24 protein-coding genes and 2 pseudogenes are annotated in these 23,892 nt (G+C 70.2%); 11 read left to right on the top strand and 15 right to left on the bottom strand.

Going from position 1 to position 23,892, the window contains the following annotated elements:
* Nucleotides 1-133: 133 nt before the first annotated feature.
* Nucleotides 134-1,129 carry a YafY family protein gene (locus tag ABZ078_RS12200; RefSeq protein WP_356574293.1) on the bottom strand — a complete coding sequence of 332 codons (996 nt, stop codon included), beginning with the start codon at nucleotides 1,127-1,129 and terminating at the stop codon, nucleotides 134-136.
* Between the two features lie 63 nt (nucleotides 1,130-1,192).
* Here ABZ078_RS12200 and ABZ078_RS12195 point away from each other — a divergent pair, with 63 nt between their 5' ends.
* Nucleotides 1,193-1,579 (top strand): VOC family protein, encoded by a 387-nt coding sequence (locus ABZ078_RS12195; protein WP_356574291.1) that lies wholly within the window; start codon nucleotides 1,193-1,195, stop codon nucleotides 1,577-1,579.
* A gap of 148 nt (nucleotides 1,580-1,727) precedes the next feature.
* Here ABZ078_RS12195 and ABZ078_RS12190 read toward each other — a convergent pair.
* From ABZ078_RS12190 to ABZ078_RS12180, 3 genes and pseudogenes are all read right to left on the bottom strand, one after another.
* A pseudogene (locus tag ABZ078_RS12190) lies at nucleotides 1,728-2,097 on the bottom strand (ATP-binding protein); the annotation flags it as partial.
* A gap of 747 nt (nucleotides 2,098-2,844) precedes the next feature.
* Nucleotides 2,845-3,081, bottom strand: coding sequence for a hypothetical protein (locus ABZ078_RS12185; protein ID WP_356574290.1), 237 nt, complete (start codon nucleotides 3,079-3,081; stop codon nucleotides 2,845-2,847).
* A gap of 36 nt (nucleotides 3,082-3,117) precedes the next feature.
* Entirely contained in the window at nucleotides 3,118-3,285 is a 168-nt protein-coding gene (locus ABZ078_RS12180) for a hypothetical protein (protein WP_356574288.1), read from the bottom strand.
* Between the two features lie 78 nt (nucleotides 3,286-3,363).
* On the opposite strand from ABZ078_RS12180, the gene ABZ078_RS12175 reads away from it, so the two are divergent.
* Nucleotides 3,364-3,924: a hypothetical protein gene (locus ABZ078_RS12175; protein ID WP_356574286.1), complete on the top strand. Its 561-nt coding sequence runs from the start codon at nucleotides 3,364-3,366 to the stop codon at nucleotides 3,922-3,924.
* Nucleotides 3,925-4,026: 102 nt separating this feature from the next.
* Here the strand turns inward: ABZ078_RS12175 and ABZ078_RS12170 are convergent, their stop codons facing one another.
* A complete protein-coding gene (locus tag ABZ078_RS12170) occupies nucleotides 4,027-5,187 on the bottom strand; it encodes a transposase (protein WP_356574284.1) in 1,161 nt (386 codons plus the stop codon).
* Between the two features lie 45 nt (nucleotides 5,188-5,232).
* Here ABZ078_RS12170 and tnpA point away from each other — a divergent pair, with 45 nt between their 5' ends.
* Nucleotides 5,233-5,637, top strand: a complete 405-nt coding sequence (tnpA, locus tag ABZ078_RS12165) for an IS200/IS605 family transposase (RefSeq protein WP_356574519.1) — start codon at nucleotides 5,233-5,235, stop codon at nucleotides 5,635-5,637.
* Between the two features lie 22 nt (nucleotides 5,638-5,659).
* Here tnpA and ABZ078_RS12160 read toward each other — a convergent pair whose 3' ends face one another.
* The 5 genes and pseudogenes from ABZ078_RS12160 to ABZ078_RS12140 form a co-directional block, all read right to left on the bottom strand.
* Nucleotides 5,660-6,064, bottom strand: a complete 405-nt coding sequence (locus ABZ078_RS12160) for a hypothetical protein (RefSeq protein WP_356574533.1) — start codon at nucleotides 6,062-6,064, stop codon at nucleotides 5,660-5,662.
* A pseudogene (locus ABZ078_RS12155) lies at nucleotides 6,063-6,224 on the bottom strand (LacI family transcriptional regulator); the annotation flags it as partial. The gene ABZ078_RS12160 and the pseudogene ABZ078_RS12155, both read right to left, overlap by 2 nt.
* Before the next feature lie 31 nt (nucleotides 6,225-6,255).
* On the bottom strand, nucleotides 6,256-7,059 hold the full coding sequence (locus tag ABZ078_RS12150; protein ID WP_356574283.1) for a MerR family transcriptional regulator: 804 nt from the start codon (nucleotides 7,057-7,059) through the stop codon (nucleotides 6,256-6,258).
* Entirely contained in the window at nucleotides 7,052-7,585 is a 534-nt protein-coding gene (locus tag ABZ078_RS12145; RefSeq protein WP_356574281.1) for a VOC family protein, read from the bottom strand. The genes ABZ078_RS12150 and ABZ078_RS12145 overlap by 8 nt, the downstream gene beginning before the upstream one ends.
* A complete protein-coding gene (locus ABZ078_RS12140) occupies nucleotides 7,582-8,625 on the bottom strand; it encodes a site-specific recombinase (protein ID WP_356574279.1) in 1,044 nt (347 codons plus the stop codon). The genes ABZ078_RS12145 and ABZ078_RS12140 overlap by 4 nt, the downstream gene beginning before the upstream one ends.
* A gap of 389 nt (nucleotides 8,626-9,014) precedes the next feature.
* Here ABZ078_RS12140 and ABZ078_RS12135 point away from each other — a divergent pair, with 389 nt between their 5' ends.
* The 7 genes from ABZ078_RS12135 to ABZ078_RS12105 all read left to right on the top strand — a co-directional run bounded on the left by ABZ078_RS12135 (nucleotide 9,015) and on the right by ABZ078_RS12105 (nucleotide 17,422).
* Entirely contained in the window at nucleotides 9,015-9,293 is a 279-nt protein-coding gene (locus tag ABZ078_RS12135; RefSeq protein WP_356574277.1) for a hypothetical protein, read from the top strand.
* 77 nt (nucleotides 9,294-9,370) lie between these two features.
* Nucleotides 9,371-10,057, top strand: coding sequence for a hypothetical protein (locus ABZ078_RS12130; RefSeq protein WP_356574275.1), 687 nt, complete (start codon nucleotides 9,371-9,373; stop codon nucleotides 10,055-10,057).
* Between the two features lie 106 nt (nucleotides 10,058-10,163).
* A complete protein-coding gene (locus ABZ078_RS12125; RefSeq protein WP_356574273.1) occupies nucleotides 10,164-10,889 on the top strand; it encodes a TetR/AcrR family transcriptional regulator in 726 nt (241 codons plus the stop codon).
* Nucleotides 10,890-11,014: 125 nt separating this feature from the next.
* Nucleotides 11,015-11,293 carry a hypothetical protein gene (locus tag ABZ078_RS12120; RefSeq protein ID WP_356574271.1) on the top strand — a complete coding sequence of 93 codons (279 nt, stop codon included), beginning with the start codon at nucleotides 11,015-11,017 and terminating at the stop codon, nucleotides 11,291-11,293.
* A gap of 378 nt (nucleotides 11,294-11,671) precedes the next feature.
* Nucleotides 11,672-15,745, top strand: a complete 4,074-nt coding sequence (locus ABZ078_RS12115) for an AAA family ATPase (RefSeq protein ID WP_356574269.1) — start codon at nucleotides 11,672-11,674, stop codon at nucleotides 15,743-15,745.
* Between the two features lie 283 nt (nucleotides 15,746-16,028).
* Complete coding sequence (locus tag ABZ078_RS12110; RefSeq protein WP_356574267.1) at nucleotides 16,029-16,652, top strand: GntR family transcriptional regulator; 624 nt, start codon at nucleotides 16,029-16,031, stop codon at nucleotides 16,650-16,652.
* Nucleotides 16,649-17,422: a glycosyltransferase gene (locus ABZ078_RS12105; protein ID WP_356574265.1), complete on the top strand. Its 774-nt coding sequence runs from the start codon at nucleotides 16,649-16,651 to the stop codon at nucleotides 17,420-17,422. The genes ABZ078_RS12110 and ABZ078_RS12105 overlap by 4 nt, the downstream gene beginning before the upstream one ends.
* Here ABZ078_RS12105 and ABZ078_RS12100 read toward each other — a convergent pair.
* From ABZ078_RS12100 to ABZ078_RS12085, 4 genes are all read right to left on the bottom strand, one after another.
* The gene (locus ABZ078_RS12100; protein WP_356574263.1) at nucleotides 17,412-17,600 is read right to left on the bottom strand and encodes a ferredoxin; all 189 of its coding nucleotides are present in this window, start codon (nucleotides 17,598-17,600) and stop codon (nucleotides 17,412-17,414) included. The genes ABZ078_RS12105 and ABZ078_RS12100 overlap by 11 nt on opposite strands.
* Nucleotides 17,601-17,817: 217 nt before the next feature.
* A complete protein-coding gene (locus ABZ078_RS12095; protein WP_356574261.1) occupies nucleotides 17,818-19,059 on the bottom strand; it encodes an amidohydrolase family protein in 1,242 nt (413 codons plus the stop codon).
* A gap of 83 nt (nucleotides 19,060-19,142) precedes the next feature.
* Nucleotides 19,143-19,895: a TIGR03943 family protein gene (locus ABZ078_RS12090; RefSeq protein ID WP_356574259.1), complete on the bottom strand. Its 753-nt coding sequence runs from the start codon at nucleotides 19,893-19,895 to the stop codon at nucleotides 19,143-19,145.
* Entirely contained in the window at nucleotides 19,892-20,911 is a 1,020-nt protein-coding gene (locus ABZ078_RS12085; RefSeq protein ID WP_356574258.1) for a permease, read from the bottom strand. Before ABZ078_RS12085 ends, ABZ078_RS12090 begins: the two co-directional genes overlap by 4 nt.
* 183 nt (nucleotides 20,912-21,094) lie before the next feature.
* Here ABZ078_RS12085 and ABZ078_RS12080 point away from each other — a divergent pair, with 183 nt between their 5' ends.
* Complete coding sequence (locus ABZ078_RS12080) at nucleotides 21,095-23,029, top strand: NAD-binding protein (RefSeq protein ID WP_356574517.1); 1,935 nt, start codon at nucleotides 21,095-21,097, stop codon at nucleotides 23,027-23,029.
* Here the strand turns inward: ABZ078_RS12080 and ABZ078_RS12075 are convergent.
* Nucleotides 23,024-23,749 (bottom strand): hypothetical protein, encoded by a 726-nt coding sequence (locus tag ABZ078_RS12075; RefSeq protein WP_356574256.1) that lies wholly within the window; start codon nucleotides 23,747-23,749, stop codon nucleotides 23,024-23,026. The genes ABZ078_RS12080 and ABZ078_RS12075 overlap by 6 nt on opposite strands.
* Nucleotides 23,750-23,892: the final 143 nt, after the last annotated feature.

The raw sequence follows: 23,892 nt of genomic DNA, 5'->3' as shown, positions 1-23,892 counted from the left end.
CAGCGATCACTTGGTTCGGAAATGTCGATGAGAACTGGCAACGCTGGAGCGATGGAGCCGCGCCTCTCGTGAGCACCTGCAGGTTGGGGGTGGCTCCGGCCGCATCTCTCTGATCGGTGACGCGTTGTTCTGGTCATTGGTGCTCGGCGCTCGTGCGCGCAACGTCATTGCCGTGACTGCCTGCGTTGTCCTCGAAGATCTCCTGGATATGGCTCAGCAGGGCGTTTCGTACAGCTTCCGGTGACAGGACTCGTAGGGGTGTGGCCAGGCTGAGGAGGTACCTGGCGAGCCCGTCCGCGTCGGGACCGCCGATGTCGACGATCGTGGCGTCGGGGCCGTCGGGACGGTGGGTTCCGACCGTCGACGGGATCAGCCGCAGGGCTTGGTCCATGGACATCGGGAGGCGGACCGTCGCGCAGAGCGGGTAGGGGCCGGTTGCGACAGAGCGGGAGACGAGCAGCGCAGGGTCGGGTGGGTCGGTGAGTTCCACTGGGTGCCCAGTTGGCTTCAGCCGGTCTACCCTGTCGGCCCGGAAGGTCCGCCATTGGCCGCGCGTCACGTCCCGGGCGACGAAGTACCAGCGGCGGCCGGTGTGGACGAGGCGGTACGGGTCGACGTCCCGGACCGTGGATCTTCCTTCCCAGTCGCGGTAGGACAGTCGGGCGCGCTCGCCCCGGCGGCATGCGGCGGCCAGTTCCAGCAGCATGCCGGGGGTGATCTGGGGCTCGTCGGGTCTGGGGGTGTGCACGAAGGCGGCGTCCATCTCGCTCAGCCGGTCCGCGATCCGCTTTGGCAGAACCTGCCGCAGTTTCAGCAGCGCCGAGAGTGCGGCCTGGTCGCCGCCGAGAGCGCCGCTCAACGCGGCCTCGCGCAAGCCGACAGCCACGGCGAGTGCTTCTTCGTCATCGAGGATCAGCGGCGGCACCTGGGAACCGGCATGCAGGCGGTAACCGCCCCATGGGCCGGGGTCGGACTCGATGGCGTAGCCGAGTTCTCGGAGCTTGGCGATGTCCCGCCGCACCGTGCGCTCGGTGACCGTCATCCGGTCGGCCAGTTCGCCGCAGGTCCACGACGGCCGGGCGGCCAGCAAGGAGACCAACCGCAGCAGGCGGGCGGAGGCGCTGATCACGTTCTGGAGTGTTCCACATGACCAGGACGGAATCTGTCCTGGTCCCGTCGTAGCGTCCTCCCCATGAGCACAGGGAACTCTTCCGCGCCCACGTTCCGTTACTCGGCCGTCTCCTTCGACTGCCCGGACCCCGCTGAACTGGCCCGCTTCTACAGTGAGGTCCTTGGACTGCCCGTCGTCTTCGCCGCCGACCACTTCGTCTTGCTCGGCCAGGAGGGCGCGGCCGGATTGGGATTCAACCGGCTGGCCGACTACCGCCGTCCCACCTGGCCGGACCCTGCCCAGGAAAAGCAGGCCCACATCGAAGTGGGCGTCGATGACTTGGATGCCGCGCAGGCCCGGCTGCTTGCCCTGGGGGCCGTCGTGCCCGAGTTCCAGCCGGACCCTGACCGGTGGCGCGTCCTGCTGGACCCCGCGGGCCACCCGTTCTGCATCTCCACCCTGGTCTGAGCACTGCATACCGATTGATCACGATCGCGTACCCAGGCAGGGCAGTAACCTCGGCTCTGTCCCGTCGGGGGCGCGGGGAGGACACACAACTCACCTGCCGGTGGTCCCGCCCAAGTCACGGCGGGCCGCCGAATGATGTTGGTCGGGATCAGCCGGCGACAACGTCCTGCGCCCGCGCCGCCCTGGTGCTGGCGAGCCGATAAGACTCCCTGCCGGTCTCAATGATGTCCCCGCCGAAGGTGAGCCGGTCGACGATGGCCGCGCAGAGCCGCGGATCGGTGAACGTTTTCGTCCACCCGCCGAACGACTCGTTGGAGGCGATGGCGACGCTGTTCTTCTCCTCCCGCTCGGTCAGGACCTGGAATAGCAGTTCCGCCCCCCTTGCGGTCCAGGTCCATGTAGCCGAGTTCGTCGGTGCAGAGGAGATCGACGCGTCCGTAGCGGGCGGTGGTCTTGGTCAGGATCTTCTCGTCGGCGGCTTCGACGAGCTCGTTGACCAGTGTGGTGGCGAGTGTGTAGCCAGCCGCCGTTCGGTCAGCGAGTTCACGTTGGTCGCCTCCGGCTCTGCAGAGACGAGCGGAGCCGCGGCGTCGTCGGCCCCGTAAGGCGGAGGCGAGCCCGGTGACGAGGAGTTCGTGGGAGACGTGTCGGCCCAGCAGCAGGACCTCGATCAGGGCCCGGGTGCCCTCCCGCTCACCGTGGGCAGCCTCCCACCAGGCATCATGAACGGGGGTGAACTTCCCTGCCGAGCGGGCCTGTTCGAGGGCGGTGGCTCCGGGAAACGCGCCGGGCTTGCGGACCATGGCTTCCAGGTAGTGGTCCAGTTCTCGACATGTTCGGCCTTTGGCGACGAGCCGTTCGTGGCGGGCGACTTCCTGCTGGCCGTCGTAGACCACGAGCTCGGAGGCGTGCAGCATGGCTCGCACCGTCCGGCCGATCAGTCGCACCGGCACTGAGTAGCGGTTGGTGCGGACGCTGATCTGGCTGAAGCGGTCCATCCGCAGACTGAACAGCCGCTGCCGTAGCGGCTGTTCGACGGTGAAGTACTCGCTCACCGGCCGCCGCCGGATGCCGATCCGGCGCTGCTCGTCCTCCACGTCCCACTGCTCGATCATCGCGTTCAGCTCGGCGAGGGAGGCGACTTCCGGGACGGGACCATGTGAGTGCGGCGGAACCAGCCGATCTGCCCCTCGACCCCGCCCTCCTCGTGGGCGCCCTCGATGCCGGGCAGGCAGTAGGCGGCCTCGATGCCGTATTCTCTGAACTTATTGTCGGGCCTTGCTTGTGGCCACGATGTCGATGGCGACTCGAAGCGGTGTCTCGGCATTCCCAAGTAGCGCCCGGGTGATTGCGATCGCCTGGATGACGCTCATACCGCGCTCGGCCAGGAGGGTCTGGACAGCCTCCATTCCGTCGCTCTCAAGGACTGGTCGGGACTGCTCAACCAGATCGGTCCAGCGTGCGGCGTCCTCGGGGCTTAGCCCGATGACGTGGTCAAACACGACTTCCCCCTCCCGTGATGAGTCGATGAGATGTGCTCACGTCTCGTCAGAGCCCAGTGCTGCAGTCAGGACCTTCACGGCGTCAGCGTATTGAAGGCGGTCGAACCGAAACGGGCCGAACCCCGAGTAGTCGCGTGTCTTGCGGTGGGGCTGTTCGAAGGAGTCCCAGGTCACGTGGTCAGGAGTCACTGTGATGTCGGCCATCAGCGGCCAGCATCCCCACTCACCGCATTCACAGCCGAGCACAGGCGTCTTCGGCCCCATCGCTCCGGTGAATCGTCCATGGAAATGGTCTTCCATCGGGCCGAATCGGAAGAACTGCGGGACAAGACCTCCGTAGGCGTCTCCGGCTGGTTGCATTCCAGCGTTCATCTCGAACTGGTCGACCAAGTCGGTAAGGAGTGTTCCGTCGATGCACGGGACGACTTCGAGCACGCCACGATCAGCGTGGCGCCGGCAGTCGAAGAGGATCTCCTGGCTGGTCATATGCTGATTGTTGCAGCTCACTTCTTCCCTGCTCCTCCTGATTATGGTGGGCAGTCATGGCCGGGGCGGGAGGGCTGTGGAGGCTGGTTGCGGGGTGGGGATGCCGAGACCGACAACGGTCCGATGGTCGCGACGCCTGTTGATTTGAGCCAGTTTGTCCTCTGCGCCGGCGAGGCTGACATGCGGTCCTTCAACCTCGCCGAACCAGCCTTCGCGCTCGGCCTCGGCGATGCGGGCGATCAGGTTGTCGCGGATCTCGACCAATCGGTCGCGTCGGGCGGGGTCGGGCCAGAGCATCGGGCAGCGGACGCAGGCGTGCTCGTGGATGCAGGGGGTAGTCAACTACTCGGCCCCTAAAGGGACCGAGCTTGGAGGCTGAGTCCCTGTGAGGGCTTTGCTTATGCTCCCGACTGCCCCCTACGACAGGACGGTCACGGGTCACATCTACCGGTCCCCGCGCTATGCGGGGACCGGATCGGGCATGTTGGCGAATACCCACGCCGTGGCCCCTCGCTGCGCGATGTTGACCCCGGCGACGTGATCAGCCGGGCCAGCGAGCCCGCACTGACGACAGTGGAAGTGGTCCCGAGTCGGGCGGTTGGCGCGCTCGGTGTTGCCGCAGCGCGGACAGTGCTGCGAGGTGTAGGCCGGGTCCACCTCGATGAACGGGACGCCGGCGCGCTTGGCCTTGTAGGCGATGAACGCGCCGAGCTGGTGGAACGGCCAGGAGGACTGGCGTGCTCGCTGGTCGCGGGGAACCGTAACCCGCTCACGGATACCGCCCAGTTCTTCCAGGGCGATACCGCGTTCGGTGCGTTGGGCGACAGCAACGACAGTCTTGGAGATCTTGTGGTTGATTTGGGTGGCGTGCCGGACCTCGCGGCGGGCACGCTTCTTGAGAAGCTGCTTCGCGCTCCGGGTCTGCCTGGCCTGGAGTTCGGCTTTCTTGCGGGCCTGCCAGCGTCGGTAGCGGCCCAGACGGCGGCCGGTGTGATTGTCCCCGTCACTGGTGGTGGCAAGGTTGTTGATGCCCCGGTCCACCCCGATGAAGCCCTTCGGCTCGTACAGGTCTGGCTCGGGGAGGTCGATTGTGGCGACCAGGAACAGCTTCCCGTCACGCTGGATCAGGTCGGACTCGCCCTTGCGGCGCTCGGTGAGCTGCTTGAGCGCATCGGCTGAGCAGGCGAAGCGGACGTTCTTGATCCGGCCCGCGAGGGTCCAGATGCTCACGGTCTGGGCGTCGTAGTTCCACGACAGGCACCGGTCGTCATATGTGTGTGCCGCGTCGGGACGGAAGGTGATCGGCTTGGACTCCGCCTTACGGCGCCGCTTGGAGCCCTCCGGTCCGAGGTTCCCGGCCCGGATGTTCGCCCGCAGCGTCGTGTACGAGTCGGCGACCCGCTTGATGATGTGCTGCGCGGCCTGCGCGCCGAAACCTCGGTCCTTCAACTCGCTGTAGCACAGCTTTCGCAACTCCCGCACTGCCCCCTTCAGCCCGAAGCGCTCGAAGGAGACGGCTGAGACCCAGTTCGCGGCCTCGTTCGCCGCGTGCAGAGTGTGCTCAACAGCCGGCGCCTGCATGGCATCCGGCGTGAGCTTGACCTGCACGGTGATCTTCACATACGCATCGTAGCGTCGTGTCTATGTCACCACGCTGGGAACCAAATCCCCATCCGCAGGGGCCGCAGCGTCGTCTACACCCTTCACGCGCATCTGGTCTTCACTCCCAAGTACCGGCGGAAGGTCTTCACCGACGCGATCCTCACCAGGTGCGAAGAGATCATGAGCGAGGTGTGCGCCAAGGCCAACGTCGAACTGCGGGAGTTCAACGGCGAGACCGACCACGTCCACCTGCTCGTGCACTACCCACCGCAGGTCAAACTGTCCGCCTTGGTCGGCTCCCTCAAAGGCGTCTCCGCGCACTACCTACGCAAAGAGTTCCCCGACCACATCAAGAAGTACCTGTGGGGTGAGCGCTTCTGGTCCCCCTCGTACTTCGCCGCCTCTTGCGAGGGCGCCCCACTGGCCGTGGTCAAGGAATACATCGAGAACCAGAAGCGCCCGGACTGAGCGCGGCGCCGTTGCGGGAGATTTACGGAGCGATGCGGCGGCGCTCCGCGCCGCCCAGCTCAGGATGCGATTCCTCCCGAGCCCCTAAAGGGGCCGGGGTTCCTCGCAAGAACATGCTGAACGAGCGGCCGCAGGTGCCGACGGAGACCTTGCGCCGCTCGAAGTGGCCCAGGAATTCGGTCCACTCCTCGTCGGTCGGGACGCGGTATTCATCGGTTGGCCGCATGGCTCGTCGACGGGCCAGGAAGGCCAGATGGGCTTGGACGGCCTCGTCGGGAAAGACCGCCTTGTAGCCGAGGGTGACGTTGATGTCCTGGTGCCCGGCGATGACCTGGGCGATGTGCGGGGGCAGACCGCCGAGGACGGCGTCGGTGATGAACAGTAGCGCTACGGAAGTCGTGTTCCCCGGCCTCAAATGAATGTCCAATCAAGTCCGTCGCGTCGATGGTGCGGTAGCTGTCGTCCTTGGGCGGGCAGCGGATCAGCTCGCCCGAGTCCAGCTCGTACGGCTGATGTTCCACACGCCGCATGCCCGTGAGCCCGAGGATCACGGCGACGAACTCGTCGTCGCGGCCGGACAGCAGGGCTCCCGGGGGTGTCGGATTCCGGACCCGCCCTCTACTCCCAGCTCGCCGTGTCGGGGTCGATGCCGTGGGCGCGTGCGCCGGCGTCGATGATCTGGCGGAACCACGTGGCGAGGCCGGCGCGGATGCCGTCGTAGTGGGCGGCGAATCCCGGGTCTGCCTCATACATGCGGCCGAGACAGACCTGCATCTGCCTGGTGAGGGGGAAGTACGCGGCAAAAACCTCGCGGTGCCGCTCGACGAGTTGATTCGCTTCCGGGCTGCCCGGTGTGACGCCGGCGTCCATCGCATCCCCGAGGGCGCGGTCGAGGTCGGCAACGGCGTCGGCGATGGCCTGCCATTCCTCCGGACCGCGAGAGGCCGAAGCTTCGGCGTACTGCCGCCATTGCGTCGTGTCTCCGTAGCGCTGACAAGCCTCGGCGGGCCAGTCCGGGTTCCACTGGGGCCCGAAGATCGCGGCCTGCTGCTCGGCGGTCAGCAGCAGGCCGCGCTCGTGGGCGTCGATCATCCGGTCCAGTCCGGCGCTGAGCTGCTGGAGGCGGTCGATCCGTTCGGCGACCTGGGTGCGCTGCGCGCGCAGGGCGCCGGGCACGTCCGCGGTCGAGTCGTCCAGGATGGCCCGAATCCTGTCCAGGCCGAGACCGATCTCGCGGTAGACGACGATGCGGTGCAGGCGTTCCAGGTCACCAGCGGTGTAGAGCCGGTATCCGGCAGCCGTGCGCAGCGACGGTCGCGCCAGACCGATCTCGTCCCAGTGGTGCAGCGCGCGGACCGTCACGCCGAGACGCGTCGAGACCTGACCGACGGTCAGGCCGTCGGTGTCGGTGGCATCAGGCATGCTCCTCATTGTCGCCGCCGACGGCCGGTGGGGTGATCCCGACGGCTGCAAGGTAGCGCGCCTCCTCGCTTTCCGGGTCGAAGGGTTTTGCCGCAGTCATGACGATCCGCGCGTTCTCGGGGGTGATCACCGTCACATCTCGGGTGTTCCAGGGGGTGTCCCGTGGACCGTCGACCGAGTTCGGGCGCAACGCACGACATGCCTCGACAACGGAATCGACCTGGCCGAGCACGCACGCGAAACTGAGGCTCATCGCTGGTGCCTGCTCCGGGTCGCCCGCCGCCGGGACGAGGAGTACGTCCTGGAACGCCCACCGGCGCAGATGCACCACGCTGCCGGGGATGCTGAACAGTTCGACGAACCCGAGCCCACGAGTCCAGAAGTCCACCGACGCCGCCAGATCGCTCGTGGGGATCGTCGCGAACGCGGGCATGGCGTAGATGCCCCGGAACGGCTCCGGCGGAACCGCATCCGGGCCGGCAGCGGGCACGGGGCTCATCTCGAACGCGTTGTAGTAGTCGCTCATGCACCCCACCTTCGGGCCTCACGCAACGTGAGGGTCAAGCCGGATCCGTGAATCTCGCCCTGCTCCGACGATGCGACCAGCGTTGTGGCTGGGTACGGGCGCGAGGTGCCGTCTTCGGCGTCGTGGGCCAGGGCGCTGTGGCGGATCCGGTGGAGGGTCCACCCCTCCAGAGCGTCGAAGTCGTCGGGGCCCGCGAGGGGGTTGGCCAGCAGCCGGGTGCCCTGCTCGAAGATCTCTTCCGCCCGGCGGTAGGACAACCGTGCGCGGCCAGTGGTCGGGCAGATGTCGGGGGTCGGGGTGCGGGCGGGGGCTTTGCGGTCGGTGAGGAAGAGCGGGCCGCGGGTGCGGCCGGCGATGAGCCGCGGCAGGAGCCGGGCAGTGCCGGACCGCCAGTGAATCCACTGCACCGCGCCGCCCCTGGAGACGACACGGCCGCGTTTGTCGGCGGGGAACAGCTCCTCGACGTTCAGGCACAGAACGTCCTCGGCCCGTGCGGCGCTTTCGTAGAGGAGCTTCCAGAAGGTCTTCTCCCGTACGGACGTCTCCAGCGCCCACAGGGCGGTGATCTGGGGCTTGGACAGCGCCTTCGTACGGTCCTGGGGTGCGGGGCGGCGCTCGATCCCGATCGTGGGATCGGCCTCGATCCACCCCTGGGCCCGCCACCAGCCCACCGCCTTGCGCGCGATGGACAGCTCACGGTTGACGGTGTCGGCGTCCATCTCGTCCGCCCGCGCCGCCGCGAGTTCGGCGAGCACCGATGGCAGGCCCGGGTCGTCGATGGCCGCGAGGTCGAACGCTTCCGGCTTCGCGCCGCGGCGGGCCGGTCCGGTCGGGGCTCGCTCGCCGCGCAGCATCCACCCCCACGTGGTGAGCGAGATGCGGTAGATCCGGGCGGAGGACTTAGCGATGCCCGCCCCGGTGAGGTACCGCTCGACAGCCTCCGCGTACGACAGCGGCGGGGTGGACAGCGGTAGGACCCGGGTGCGGGACGCTCGTGACGCGCCCTCGGCGTCCGGCGTGGCCGCCCGTTCGATCCCCACCTCGCCGATCCCCCCGGCTCCACGACGGTAAAGCAGTACACGCGTACGCCTCGCTCCGCACTGCCGTGATCACGCGTGGTCGAATCTCACACCCGCCACTGGAGCAGCGCGCCGGAAGGACGCTAACGGCGCTGCCGCAGTGAATCCGGCATTTACTGCGACCGGCACCAAATACTCACGTCTCTCCGAGGCACACAGCTGGAGAAGGATCTTAAAGGTGCACTACTTTCTAAAGGCCCTTTAGGGATCGTTGGTTGCGGGCACGGGGAGACGACATGTGGAGAAGCGTTCTGTGTGGGGGTCTGGTGTGCCTGGGAACGCTGGTTGCCCTGGGGCTCATCGCCTGGGCATGCCTCGGGGATCTGAACCAGGCCGATCAGGTGGCGAGTGTGTGCGGAGCGATTGCGGGCATCATCGCGGCCGTGGTGCCGCTGGTGATCCTTCTGAGGACTCCGAGCAGCCCGCCCCCGGTGATCACCATGCGCGCCGGCCGCGGCTCGCTCCTCGCTCAAGGAAGCATCGAGAGGTCACGCGCCCGCGTCCCTCGTGAGGGCTCGTCGCAGGTCGACGCTGGTGAGCATGTGCACATGGCCGCGGGAGACGGCTCCGTCCTCTCCGGTGCCGGCCTGCGGGATGTGACCGCTGGAGAGGACACCACCAACTCGTGACAGGAAAACCCGACTTCGACGCACGACCTGATCGGAAGCGGTCGGTGCCGCCTCCTCCTGCTCATCCTCCCGCCACCGTGTTCACCGCGGGTGACGGGGCGATGCTGGCCGGCCGTGACATCACGAACCCGGTCACCGGCCCATCCATCGGTCGGGACAACCGGGGCACGGTCGCGGGCCGGGACATCAACAACACGACCAAGAAGGGTGGGAGCTGGTGGATCGGGCTCGCGGTCCTGCTGCTGACCGGAACGGGCGGGAGCGTCTACTGGGCTACGCAGGGCGACGGGGCAGGCTCCGTCGCCGAGGTCGGAGCACAGCCGGGAGAAGCGGGTGTGCGTGACACTTGGGCCGCCACGTCCGAGGCGGTGCGGGAGGGGGACGGGGAAACCGTGTGCGCTCTCATGACCGTGGACTACCGCAAGAAGCTGGAAGACACCGTCCCGGACACGTGTGCTCAGGCCGTGGGTGAACTCTTCGCCGGCTCGGAGTCCTCCACATTGAACGATGCTGCCTCGGGCAGTCTGCAGGAGGTGACTGTGCGGGGAGACTGGGCAGAGGTCGTCGGGGTGTGGCCGGGCGCCGCGGAGCCGTCCTACAGATACATGGAGCGTTTCGGCGACAGATGGCGCTGGACGCATCGGTTCCGCTTCGCTGCATTCCACCCTGACGAATGTCCGGAGCTCCATTGGAACAATCTCGGATCACAGGACCCCAAGTGCGGCCAGGAATCGCTGTTCCCACCCGATACCGGCGGGCAGTGACCGTCCACCGCTGACGGATCTCCAGGTGCGGCGGCCATGCGGGCTTCCCGCCGTTGCGATGGCGTAGCGTGCTCCCTGAGCTCAAGGTGTAGGGAGGGCCAACCAGATGGCGGCGCCGGGGCGGCGTGAACGGCTGCGGGCGCAGATGTCCGCAGAAGTGCGGTCCGCTGCCCGTCAGATCATCACCCGCCAGGGGGTTGATGCCCTCACCCTGGCCGAGATCGCTCGGCGCGTCGGCGTGACCCCTGCCGCCCTGTATCACCACTTCGAGGGTGGGCTCCCGCACATCGTGTACCAGGTCGCCGAGGACATCGTCGACGACCTGGTGCGAACCCTTCGGTCCGCGGCCGATTCACACCCCGAAGACAACTTCGCGATGCGGATGATCGAACCGGTCCGCGCGCTCCGAAGCTGGGCCATCACGCACCAACCCGAGTTCAACCTGCTTTTCGGCACACCATCCGCAGCCGCAGGTGACGCTCACGGAGAGCTCACCAGTGCCTGGGTGCGGCGGCTCGCCGCCGTCTGGGGTCCGATCTTCGTGCGGCTGTGGACGGAGCGCGGCTTCCCGGTCCTCGCCGAGGAGGAGATGGATCCGCGCCTGCGGCAGCAGATGCTGGACTACCGAGCGGACACCGGCGTGGACCTCCCTCCCGGCGCGATGGTGGTGATGCTGAGCTGCTGGCGGTCGCTCTACGGCCAGATCGCGCTGGAGGTCTTCGGGCACTTCGCCCCGCTTTTCTCCGACCAGGAGCCCATGTTCGAGCTGCTGATGCGGGAACTGGTGAGTGGCATGGGCCTCGCAGACCAGTACGAGCCGCCGGCCCGGTAGGCCGTCGGCCTGGAATCGCCACCGTCACCGACCCGCACGGCCGAATCGGCGGTGGGTCGAGCACCGATGCAGTTCGCCGCTCGCCGTGAGCGAGTCGCCGACGCCCGTCACAAGGAGGCTGATTGATGACTACGTGGTTGATCATCGCAGAGGAGACGGTCGCTGCCGATGGGTCGGCAGCGCATCGACAGGTCAAGGTCGTCCGGCCGGTGAACGGGAAGAAGACCCGGGAGGAGGCGCTCGTCGAGTTGCACAAGGTGGCCCGCAGCCACACCCCTGACGCGCTGAAGGGCATCTCCACGGTGGTGGGACGTGACAGCGACGGCTCCTACTGGGTGCTGCCGAAGAACGGCAAGGGTCACGCTGCCTGCAATCTCCGTCTCATCGAGCAGATACGTCCCTGAACCGGATGGACGGGCATGGCGGCTTGACGCGGACCGCGTCGTCCGGCACCGGTCCCTCCCCTCGTGGGGACCGGTGCCGGACGGCGGGGGCGGTGTCGATCCGGGACCCGTGACTCCCGCAGGCGGAGATCGGATGGGCGGAGATCCGACGGAAAGTGTCCGAGAACATGCGGCGCCATGAGTGGTCTCTCCGAGCTCCGGGCCGGTGGCCTGCCCGGGCGACGCGCGAAGGCTGTGCACTTGCGTCGTGATCCTGCCAGCCGAGCGTGCCGACGAGGAGGTTCCGGTCTCCGGACGACGCCTTCACCGCAGGTCAGCCGTATAAAGTGAGTTTTCCGGTCCGGATGTCCGGTGCGGCGGAAGTAAGGGAGTGGAGGCTTGAGTTCCGACTCGGCGGCACGCACGGCCTTCGCGGAACGGCTCGCGCTGCTCTACAAGGAGGCCGGCAACCCACCCCTCAAGAGCGTGGCCGAGGCGGTCGTCAGGCTTCAGCGGGTCGACGAGCGGGGGCGGGCCGTTCGGGTGTCCGCTCAGCGGATCAGTGACTGGCGCCGGGCCAAGAACGTGCCCGCTCAGTTCGCCGCCCTGTCCGCCGTACTGCACGTCCTGATTCCCCAGGCGCGGCGCGTCCGTCCCACGCCGGTGTCCGCCGGGCTGTACGACCTGGGCCAGTGGCAGCGCCTGTGGGAGCGGGCGACCTCCGGGGAAGAGGAGGAGCAGGCTCCGGTCGAGGTGCCCGCGGTCGCGGGCGGGGTGTGTCCGTATCGAGGGCTGGCCTCGTACCGGCAGCAGGACGCCCGGTGGTTCTTCGGCCGGGAGCGCAGTACGGACGTCCTGGTCGCCCAACTCCGTGCGGTGGAGAGGACCGGCGGGCTGGTCATGCTGGTCGGCGCCTCGGGGGCGGGGAAGTCCTCCCTGTTGAACGCCGGTCTGGTGCCCGCGCTGCGGGACGGCGCCCTGGGCGGCGAGAGCGGACGGGCGAGCCCGGTCGTGCACCTCGTTCCGGGCGGCGATCCGCTCGACGAACTGGTCCGGCGGGTTCCGGAGCTGGCCGATGTCGTCTCCTCCTTGAAAGAGCCGCAGGGAGAGGAGTCGGGAGAGTCGTCCCGGGCGGGTGACCCGGGTCGCCCGGATCGCCCGGGTCACCCGGATGGGCCGCAGGGCGCGGAGGCGACCGGCGCCCGGGTGCGCGGTGCGGACTTCGTGCAGGCCACGCGGGACGCCGTTCTCGCCTGGGCCCGGCGCGAAGGCGCCTCCTCCAGCCCCGGACCTCCCGTGCTGATCGTCGATCAGTTCGAGGAGACCTTCACCCTCTGCCCCGACGAGGCCGTCCGCCGTACCTTCATCCAGCTCCTGCACGCCGCCTGCACCCCCGCCGAACCCGGCGCCCCGGCCCCCGTCCTCGTCGTCCTCGGCATCCGTGCCGACTTCTACGAGCGGTGCCTGGGTCACCCGGAGCTGGCCGACGCGCTCCAGCACCGGCACATGGTGCTCGGGCCGCTCACGGCGTCGGAGCTGCGGGAGGCCGTGACCGGCCCGGCCAAGGCCGTGGGGCTGGAGCTGGAGCCGGGGCTGGCGGAGCTGATCGTGCGGGAGGTCAGTGCCGACGGGTCGCGCGGGACGCATGACGCGGGGGCGTTGCCGCTGCTGTCGCACGCGCTGCTCGCCACCTGGCAGCGGCGGAAGGCGGGGCGGCTGACGCTGGCCGGGTACCGGGCGGCCGGCGGCATCCAGGGGGCCGTGGCGGCGACCGCCGAGCGCGCCTGGTCCGGCCTCGATCCGGCGGCGCGCACGGCCGCGCGGCTGCTGCTGCTCAGGCTGGTCCGGCTGGGCGAGGACACGCAGGCGACGCGCAGGCGGGGGACGCGGCGCCAACTGGCGCAGGAGTCGGCGGACCCCGCCAAGACGGAGGAGTCGCTCGAGGCGCTCGTACAGGCCCGGCTGGTGACCCTGGACGCCGAGACCGTGGAGATCACGCACGAGGCGCTGCTGCACGCCTGGCCACGGCTGCGGGGCTGGATCGACGAGGACCGGCAGGGCAATCTGCTGCGCCAGCGGCTGGAGGAGGACGGCCGGGCCTGGGAGGGGTCCGCGCGGGACTCGTCGCTGCTGTACCGGGGCTCCCGGCTGGAGCAGGCCGCCACCTGGGCGCGCTCCGCCGGTGACACCTTTCTGACCCGCAGCGCGATGGAGTTCCTCGCCGCGTCGGTCCGGCTGCGCAGGCGCACGGTCTGGATCATGCGGAGCGCGGTGGCGGCACTGGTCGCGCTGGCGGTGCTGGCCGTGGGCGCGGCGGTGGTCGCCTGGCAGCAGCGGGACGACGCCGTGTTCGCGCAGGTGCTCGCCGAGGCCGACCGCTTCCAGTACACGGACCCGTCGCTGTCCGCCCAGCTCGACCTGGTGGCACACCGGCTGCGCCCGGACGACGAGGACACCACCAGCCGGCTGATCTCGATCGTGAACGCGCCGCTGGCCACGCCCCTGCGCGGCCACACCGGCGCCGTCTACCTCACCACGTTCAGCCCGAACGGACGGCTCCTGGCCACCGCCAGCTACGACCGGACCGTACGCCTGTGGGACGTCGCCGACCCGGCGCGGCCCAGAGCCCTCGGCAAGCCCCTGACCGGGCACCGGAGCTGGGTGAGCAGCGCGGTCTTCAGCCCGGACGGCCGCACCCTCGCCAGCGCCTCGGACGACGGCACGGTCCGGCTGTGGGACGTCGCCGACCCGGCGCGGCCCAGAGCCCTGGGCAAGCCCCTGACCGGGCACAAGGGGACGATCTACCTGGTCGCCTTCAGCCCGGACGGGCGCACGCTGGCCTCGGTCAGCGAGGACCGCACCGTACGCCTGTGGGACGTGGCCCATCCGAAGCGGCCGAAGGCGCTCGCCACGCTGACCGGTGCCGAGGCGGCCGTGCGGTCCGTGGCGTTCAGCCCGGACGGCCGCACCCTCGCGGCCGGGGGCGACGACGACACGATCCGGCTGTGGGACCTGGCCGAACCGGACCGGCCGAAGGCGCTCGACACGCTGAGCGGGCACACCGCCCTGGTGCACTCCGTCGCCTTCAGTCCGGACGGCCGCATCCTCGCCAGCGGCAGCTCGGACGACACCATCCGGCTGTGGGACGTCGCCGACCCGCGGCACGGCAGCCAGCTCGGCCCCCCGCTCACGGGGCACACCGGCCCCATCTGGTCGGTGGCCTTCAGCCCGGACGGCGAGACGCTCGCCGCCGCCAGCGCGGACAGCACCGCGAGCCTGTGGAACGTCAGCGACCCGGCGTATCCCTCGCAGGTCGGCGAGCCCCTCGCGGGTGCCAGCGGGGAGATGTACGCGCTCGGGTTCAGCCCCGACGGCCGTACGCTCGCCACCGGCAGCGGCGACAGCAAGGTCCGCCTGTGGTCGATCCCCACCTCGGACATGATCGGCCGCAGCGGGGCGTTCCGCCCGGACGGGCAGGTGCTCGCCACCGCCGCGCGCGACGGGAGCGTACGCCTGTGGAACGTGACGAAACCGGCCCGGCCCGTGCTGCTGAACGAGCCCTTCATGCCCGGCGACGGCGGCCAGCGGTCCCTGGTGTTCTCCCCCGACGGCCGCACCCTCGCGGTGCTGACCGGCAGTCGCGCGGTGTATCTGTGGGATGTGCGCGACCCGGCCCGGCCGGCCTCCCTCGGGCCGCCCCTCACCCTGCGCACCCGGTTCATGGGCCCGGAGGCACTGGCGTTCAGCCCGGACGGGCGCACGCTGGCCACCGCCTACGACGACCGCACCTTCAGGCTGTGGGACGTCGACGAGCCCTCCCACGTCGTTCCGCTCGGCCCGCCGGTCACGGGGCACGCCGGCTACATCAACTCCCTGGTCTTCAGCCCGGACGGCCGCACGCTGGCCAGCGGCAGCGCGGACAGCACCATCCGGCTGTGGGACGTGACCGACCCGCGCCGGCCCGCCCTGTCCGGCGCGCCGCTCCGCGGTCACACCGGGCCCGTCAACGCGCTCGGCCACAGCCCGGACGGCCGCACCCTCGCGAGCGGCAGTGACGACGACACCGTACGGCTCTGGGACGTGGGCGACCCCCGCCGGGCGGCCTCGCTGGGCTCGCCCCTCACCGGGCACACCGAGGCGGTCGTGTCGCTGACGTTCAGCGAGAGCGGCCGCACCCTGGCCAGCGGAGGCAACGACAACACGGTCCGGCTGTGGAACGTCACCCGCCCCGCCGGGGCCTCCCCCATCGGCCAGGCGATGAGCCCCAACGCCACGACGGGCAACTTCCTGCTGTTCAGCCCCGCGAGCCACATGCTGGGCGTCTCCAGCGGCACCGACACCGTCCGGCTGTGGGACCTGGACGTCGACCACGCGATCCGCCGCGTCTGCTCGACCACGCGCGGCGTGCTGACCAGGGAGAAGTGGGACGAGTACCTGCCTCGGCTGTCGTACGAGCCGCCGTGTGGGCGGTGACTCGGAGCGCACAGTGACGGGAGGCGGACGCAAGTGGCATGACGCGGGTCCAGCGGACAGCGGTTTCCGTGATCCCGATCACAACCCCTCCCCGCAGCCGATCAGGCGGCTCCCGCCAGGCAGGCAGCCTTGTTACTGTGGACACAGCCCGATCGCTGGTGCATCCCCCGTCGCCAGCGATCGGGCCTTCGCATGTCTTGCCGCCGCATGTCCTGCCGGGCGCATGTCCTGCCGGGCGCATGTCCGCGGCACAGGTCGTCCGCGGCAGTCGTACGCTGATCCCGTGCGAGAGGCGTGCGAAGGGACCGCGGACGACCCGGGGCGTCCCCGCACCCCGATCCTGCGCGACAACCACCGGCACCAGTGGGAGAAGGACCGGTCCTGCCGCCCGCTCGCCGTCCGGGCCGCGACCGGGGTGACGGAGCACGAGACCGGCCTGGAGCCGCGGGACCTCGTCTTCCACGCGCGGTACCGCGAGATCACCGCACCCCCGGAGCTCGCGGCCGCCTTCGGCGTCCCGGAGGGCACCCCGCTCCTGGAGCGCACCTACCGGACGCGGTGCTCGACCGAGACCGCCCCCTTCAGCCTCGTCACGTCCTACCTGGTCCGCGACATGATCGCCGCGAACCCCGATCTCCTGGACGACTCCAAGGAACCCTGGCCGGGCGGCACCCAGAACCAGCTCCGCACGGTCGGCATCGAGGTGGACCGGATCGAGGAGCGGGTCACCGCGCGGCCGCCGACGCCCGAGGAGGCGCGGGACCTGGAGCTGCCGCCGGGGACGTCGGTGCTCCTGCTGCGCAAGACGTCGTACGACACCGAGGACCGCGTCGTGGACGTCTCCGAGGCCACGCTGCCCGGTGACCGTACGGAACTCGTCTTCACCACGCGTCTGGAAAGGTGGTGAGCGCCGCCGTGTCCCGGCGCGTCATCGTCGTCACCGCTGTCCACGGCCCTTCGGCGGAGTTCCTGCCCCAGGCCCACAAGTCGCTGGCGGAACAGGAGGTGCCGGCCGGGTGGGAGTGGCACTGGGTGATCCAGGAGGACGGGCGGACGGACGAGGTCCGGCCCTACGTCCCCGACGACGCCCGCGTGACCTTCCGGCAGGGCCGGCCCGGGGGACCCGGCGTGGCGCGCACCATCGCGCTCGCGCACGCCGAGGGCGAGTACGTGAAGATCCTGGACGCCGACGACCAGCTCACCCCGGGGACGCTGGCCCGTGACGTGGCCGTCCTCGAAGCGGACCGCGCCATCGGCTGGACGACCTCCCGGGTCCTGGACCTGCTGCCGGACGGCTCGACGGCCGGCTTCCCCGGCGACCCCGACGAGGGGCCGATCGAGCGCGGCGCCGTGCTCGACTTCTGGAAGGCGAACGACTTCCGCGCCCAGGTCCACCCCGCGACCCTGTGCGTACGCCGGGACCTGCTGCTCGGCCTCGGCGGCTGGATGGCGCTCCCGGCCTCGGAGGACACGGGCCTGCTGCTGGCGCTGAACTCCGTGAGCCGGGGCTGGTTCTCGGCCGAGGTGGGCCTGCTGTACCGCAAGTGGGACGGGCAGGCCACGGGGCAGGCGGCGCATGTCGACCCCGCCGAGCGGGCGGCGCGGATGGCCGTGGTGGAGGCCAGGGCGCGGGCGTTGGGCTCGTTCGGGTGGGCGTATCCGCCCGCTACCCGGTGAGGGAGATGGCCTGGGACGGGCACTTCTCGGCGGCCTCCCGCACCTGAGGGTCGTCGCCGCTGTCCTCCCGTCCCGGTCGCACGACGCCGTACTCGTCCACGAACGCGAAGACCGACGGGGCGCGGTGGACGCACTCGGCGGAGCCGTAACAGAGGTTCGGATCGATGGAGACCTTCATCCGCGCTCCCGTCGCAGGCACACCCGTCTGGACCGTCATCGACCATCATGGACGGCCGTGGACGGTCATGGACGGTCATGGACCGTCGTGGACGGTCATGGACCGTCGTGGACGGTCATGGACCGTCGTGGACGGTCATGGACCGTCGTGGACCGTCTTGGACGTCATCACTGGACTGCCCAGCCGGTGAGCCCCCTCAATCCTCTTCCGCTCCTCCTCAATCCCCTTGGTCGAAGGGGAGGTCGAGCATCCGGATCGCGTTTCCGCGCAGCAGCTTGTAGGCCACCTCGTCGGAGAGCCCGCCGACATGCTCCTCGGCCACCCGCTTCGTCTCCGGCCAGGTGGAGTCGACGTGCGGATAGTCCGTCTCGAAGGTCGCGTTGTCGACGCCGACCGTCTCGATGGCCTCGATGCCGTGCTTGTCACGGAAGAAGCAGCAGAAGATCTGGCGGTAGTAGTACGTCGACGGCGGCTCCGGGATCAGGTCCTTCACGCCGCCCCAGGCGCGGTGCTCCTCCCAGACGTCGTCCGCGCGTTCCAGGGCGTACGGGATCCAGCCCATCTGGCCCTCGCTGTAGGCGAGTTTGAGCCGGGGGAACTTCACCAGCACCCCGGAGAAGAGGAAGTCCATCATCGACGCCATGGCGTTGTTGAAGCTCAGCGACGCCTGCACGGCGGGCGGGGCGTCGGGGGACGCGGCCGGCATCTGGGACGAGGACCCGATGTGCATGTTGACCACCGTGCCCGTCTCCTCGCAGGCCGCGAAGAACGGGTCCCAGTAGCCGCAGTGGATGGAGGGCAGACCCAGGTACGTCGGGATCTCGCTGAACGTCACCGCGCGCACCCCGCGCGCCGCGTTCCGGTGGATCTCCGCGACCGCGAGGTCGATGTCCCACAGCGGGATCAGGCACAGCGGGATCAGCCGGCCGCCGCTGTCGCCGCACCACTCCTCGACCATCCAGTCGTTGTAGGCGCGCACACAGGCCAGCCCGACCTCCTTGTCCTTGGCCTCGGCGAAGGTCTGGCCGCAGAAGCGCGGGAAGGTGGGGAAGCAGAGCGAGGCCTCGACATGGTTGATGTCCATGTCCGCCAGCCGGGCCTTCGGGTCCCAGCAGCCGCGCCGCATCTGCTCGCGGGTGATGCCGTCGAGCGTCATCTCGTCGCGGGAGAAGCCGACGGCCGCGATGATGCGCTTGTACGGGAAGAGGTCGCCCTCGTACTCCCACCAGTCGGTGAGCTGGCCGTCCGGGTCCGTGGTGAACCGGTACTTGCCGCCGACGTACGCGAGTTCGCCGATCCCCGCGGTGAGGGGCTTCGGGCCCCGGTCCCGGTACTTGGCCGGGAGCCAGGTCTCGAAGAGGTGCGCGGGCTCGATCACGTGATCGTCCACGCTGATGACCTTGGGCAGGTCCTTCGTGCCGCTCTCGGTACTGGCCACGCCTACCTCCATCCGACCCATATCTGACGACCCGTCAGATTCAGTGCCAGGGTAGTGCTCCGGCCGGAGTCCCGCCAGGGCTCACCGGGGGTGACGTCCGGAACTCAGCTGTTCCCGCTCTCGTCGTACGGGTCCTTCGGCGCGGCCACCGGCTTCGCCTCCATGACCTCGACGAACGGGATCGGGCCGCCGTTGACCGGGTCCTTCGCGCGGCGCGGGGTGTAGGTGCCGGTGACCCGGAGCCAGGTGTCCGGCTGGAGGACCGGAGGGACCTGGCCGGTGAGGGCGACCTTGACCGGCTGGGCGTCGGCGGCGCAGCAGTTGAGGGCCATGCGGGCGAGGTAGGGGGTGCCGTCGCGGTCCAGGGCGAGGAAGCCGGTGAGCTGGACCCGGCGGCCCCGCAGGGTGCGGCCGTGGTCGTAGACGGCGCGGCCGGCGTAGTCGACCACACTGAGGGGCAGGGGGTCGGCGGCGGGGAGCGCCGGGTAGGCGAGGGGTTCCTGGAGGGCCGTACCGGTGCGGGTCGCGCTGTAGGAGCCGAGGGCGGGCGGGGCGACCAGGATCAGGGCGAAGAGGGGGAGGACGAGGAGCCAGGAGACGCGGGGTTCGGGGTGGGTGTGGGCGTGGGCGTGGGCGTGGGCGTGGCCGTCCTGATGGTCGGCCTGCTTCTGACGTCGCGCGCGCTTCCGCTCGTACCAGACCGTCGCCACCGCCGCCGCGATCAGTACCGCGCCGGAGAGCAGCACCAGCGGGCGCAGGCCCTGCTTGACGTACCGCAGGTACAGGTCGGTGGTGGCGGCGTGCAGCAGGGACGCGCCCAGCAGGAACAGGACGGCGGCTTGGGCCTGGCGGTTCACAGGATCACCAGCCCGGTCAGCACCGACACCACCAAGGCCACCGCGAAGGTGGCCGGCGCGAAACGCAGGGCGAAGGCGCGGCCGAAGGTGCCCGCCTGCATCGCGAACAGCTTCAGGTCGATCATCGGGCCCACGACGAGGAAGGTGAGGCGGGCCGTGAGCGAGAACTGCGACAGCGACGCCGCCACGAACGCGTCCGCCTCCGAGCAGATCGACAGCACCACGGCGAGGATCGCGAGGGCGAGGACCGCCAGCACCGGGTTGTCGGCCGCCGCGCGCAGCCAGCTGTCCGGCGCCACCGCCTTGAGCGTCGCCGCCGCCATCGCGCCGACGACCAGGAAGCCGCCCGCGTGCATCACGTCGTGCCGTACCGAACCCCAGAAGGTCTCGCCCTTGCTCTGGCCGTCGTAGGACGTACGGGACGGCGGGCGCAGCCAGTCGGTCCGGCCGAGGCGCAGCCACAGCCAGCCCATCGCGCACGCCACGAGGAGGCTGGCGACCAGGCGGGCGAGGACCATCTCGGGGTTGCCCGGGAACGCGACGGCGGTCGCCGTCAGCACGATCGGGTTGATCGCGGGGGCGGAGAGCAGGAACGCCAGCGCCGCCGCCGGGGTCACCCCCCGCCGGACCAGTGCCCCGGCCACCGGCACCGACGCGCACTCGCAGCCGGGCAGCACCGCGCCGGCCGCTCCGGCGACCGGGACGGCGAGGGCGGGGCGGCGGGGCAGGGCGCGGGCGAAGAAGGACGGCGGCACGAACACCGCGATCGCCGCCGAGAGCAGCACGCCGAGCACCAGGAACGGCAGCGCCTGGACCATCACCGCCACGAAGACCGTCGTCCAGCTCTGCATGACCGGTGCGGAGAGCGCACGGCGGATGGGGCTCTGGAGGAGCACCAGCACGAGCATGAGCATGGTGAGCAGGAGGGCCGAGTTGAGGTGCCGGCCCTCCTCCTGCGGCCCCGCCGGTTCCCCGCGGGCGTCGGTCCGCTGCGGGACGGTCTTGGTGATCGCCACGGGCGAGGTACCTCCGGTGGTGCGGAAGGGCGATGGTTTCCCTCCCCTCCGGTACGGCCGGAGGGGCGCGGGCGTTCAGGTGCTTCAGGGGACGCTTGTGGAACCACCCGTCACCTTGAGGCAGTCTTTCCCCTCGTGGGGAGCGTTCCGAATCAGGGCTTGGGCGGTGACGCCGCCGCGCACATGGTGGTGTGCGGCGACGACGGGCTGGCGCACCGGCTGGCCGCCGAGTTGCGCGGGGTGTACGGCGAACAGGTCACGCTCCTCGTGCCGCCCTCCGAGCGCACGGTACGGCCGCCGGTCGTGGGCCGCGCCCGGGCCGCGTCGGCGGCGCTGCTCGGGGTGGTGACCGCTGCCGTCAACCGCGCGAACGGCCAAGCCGGCGGCGGCGAACCCGCCGGAAGCGTCCGGGTGGTGGAGGCCGCCGAGGCCACCGAGACCGCGCTCGCCGACGCGGGCGTGGAACGGGCCGCCGCGCTCGCCCTCGTCTATGACGACGACGAGACCAACATCCGCGCCGCCCTCACCGCCCGCCGCCTCAACCCCCGCCTCCGGCTCGTCCTGCGCCTGTACAACCGGCGGCTGGGCCAGCACATCGAGGAACTCCTCGACCAGGCGGCCACATTGGCGACGGGCGCGGGAGACGCCGGTGTGGACGCTTCCACGACCGTGCTGTCCGACGCCGACACGGCCGCCCCCGCGCTGGCCGCGACCGCTGTCGTCGGCACCACCAAGGTCGTACAGACGGACGGCCTGCTGCTGCGCGCGGTCGAGCGCCCGCCGCCGCGCCCGGGGCAGACCCCCGCCGCCGGACTGGCCACGCTGGCGTTGCTGTCCGCGACCAGCAACGACCCGGCCGGGGCGGACGGTTCGGAGAGCAGCGGCGAGCAGGGGCCGCTCCTGCTGCCGGACGCGGAGACCGTGCGGGGGGCGAGGGGCCGTGGAACGGTCGTCCTGGAGCAGGTGTCGTACGCGGGAGTCTCGCTGCCGTCCGGACGCGGCGCCGTGCCGTCGTTCGCCTCGCTGTTCTCGCGGCGGTTGAGGTGGTCACTGGCGGGACTGGTGGGGTGTGTGGCGGCGCTGGCCGTGGCGCTGACGATCGTGACCGGCGAACACCCCTTGTACGCCACGTACATGACCCTCCTCGACCTCTTCGCCATCAACGAACCCGCGCTCCACCAGTCCACGGCCCGTCAGGTCCTCCAACTCCTGTCCGGGCTGATCGGCCTGCTGCTGCTCCCGGTGCTGCTGGCGGCGGTACTGGAGGCACTGGGCACCTTCCGTTCGGCGTCCGCGCTGCGCAAACCCCCGCGCGGGCTGGGTGGCCATGTGGTCCTGCTCGGCCTCGGCAAGATCGGCACCCGGGTGCTGACCCGGCTGCGGGAACTGCACATCCCCGTGGTGTGCGTCGAGGCCGACCCCGAGGCACGCGGGATGGCGACGGCGCGGCGGCTGCGGGTGCCGGTGGTGCTCGGGGACGTCACCCAGGAGGGCGTCCTGGAGGCCGCCAAGATCCACCGGGCGCACGCGCTCCTCGCGGTGACCAGCGTCGACACCACGAACCTCGAGGCCGCCCTGTACGCCCGCTCCATCCGCCCCGGCCTGCGCGTGGTGCTGCGCCTGTACGACGACGACTTCGCCACCGCCGTCTACCGCACCCTGCGCGCCGCGCACCCCCACGCCCTGACCCGCAGCCGCAGCGTGACCCATCTGGCCGCGCCCGCGTTCGCCGGGGCGATGATGGGCCGCCAGATCCTGGGGGCGATCCCCGTCGAGCGGCGCGTGCTGCTGTTCGCGGCGGTGGACGTGGCCGGCCATCCGCAACTGGAGGACAAGACCGTCGGCGAGGCGTTCCGGCCCGGCGCCTGGCGGGTCCTGGCCCTGGACCGGACCGGCCGGGACGACCACCGCGACGACCGCCGAGAGGAACCGGCGGCGGAGGATGCCTACGAGAACACCCGAGCGGGCGGCGCGTCGGAGTGGGTGTGGGACCTGCCCGACACGTACGTCCTGCAGAAGGGGGACCGCGTGGTGCTGGCGGCGACACGCAGAGGGCTGGCGGAACTGCTGGGCAGACGGTCACGGGAGCGGGCGGGGACCCAGCCCGGCCGCCTATGAACTCCCGCCGATCCTCACCTCTCCCTCCTCGTCGACGCGTATCGGCACGTCGCTCCACTCGAAGTCGTAGTCACCGTTGCTGCACGACCAACTGAGGCTCTGGCAGTAGTAGCCGGTGTCCCGGCCGGGCTCGGCGGTGAAGATCTCCGGGAGTCTGTCGCACCGCGGATCCTCCGGAGCCGACAGGCTGTCCGGCCCGTTCTTCCCCGCTTCCCAGGCGAACCAGTCATAGACCTCCTGGGCGAGTACCACTCCCTTCAACGGCCGCGCGGTGTACTGGTAGTCGATGGCGTAGGGCCTGCCCAGGCCCTGTGGCAGCGCGTTGGTGATCTCCACCTGCCAAGGCACCTCGACGTCCTCGTAGAGCACCGTGCAGCGCGTGGTGTCCCCCACGTCCAGAACGAGCTCGCCGCCCTCGCACCGGCCCGGCTCGATCCGGCCCAACTCGCCCACCATGTTGAGCGTCTTCTGCTGCAGGTCGTACAACACCTGCGCGGTGGGGCCGGCGTCCCGGTCGGGACGCGGGGGCAGGGCGGCCGTCGCCTCGCGCCCGCCCAGCCCGGGATGCCTCTCGCTGGGCCGGATCTTCACGGGCCGCTTCTCGCCCTCGACCGGGAAGGTCTTCGGCCGGTTCTCCCAGCCGCAGCCGGGCACGTCCTCACCGCAGCCGCTCATCAGCACCGCGGCCGCCGCCACCGCCGGGATCAGGGCACGCCTCACCTTCTGGTCCTCCCCTCGCACCAGTCGTCCGTGCGACGACGCGCAGGCGCGTCCGGGGCGTGGTCTGTAGGGGCGTTACCCGGATCGTTCCCCCTGGAGAGGTCGTCAGGGAAGCCGTACGTGTGGCCGTCGCCGTCGGGAGC

This window comes from Streptomyces sp. NPDC006385 (assembly GCF_040612485.1).
Classification (GTDB): Bacteria; Actinomycetota; Actinomycetes; order Streptomycetales; family Streptomycetaceae; genus Streptomyces.
Note: the sequence above shows the minus strand (reverse complement) of the source record. Positions and strands in the feature narration are given on the sequence as shown.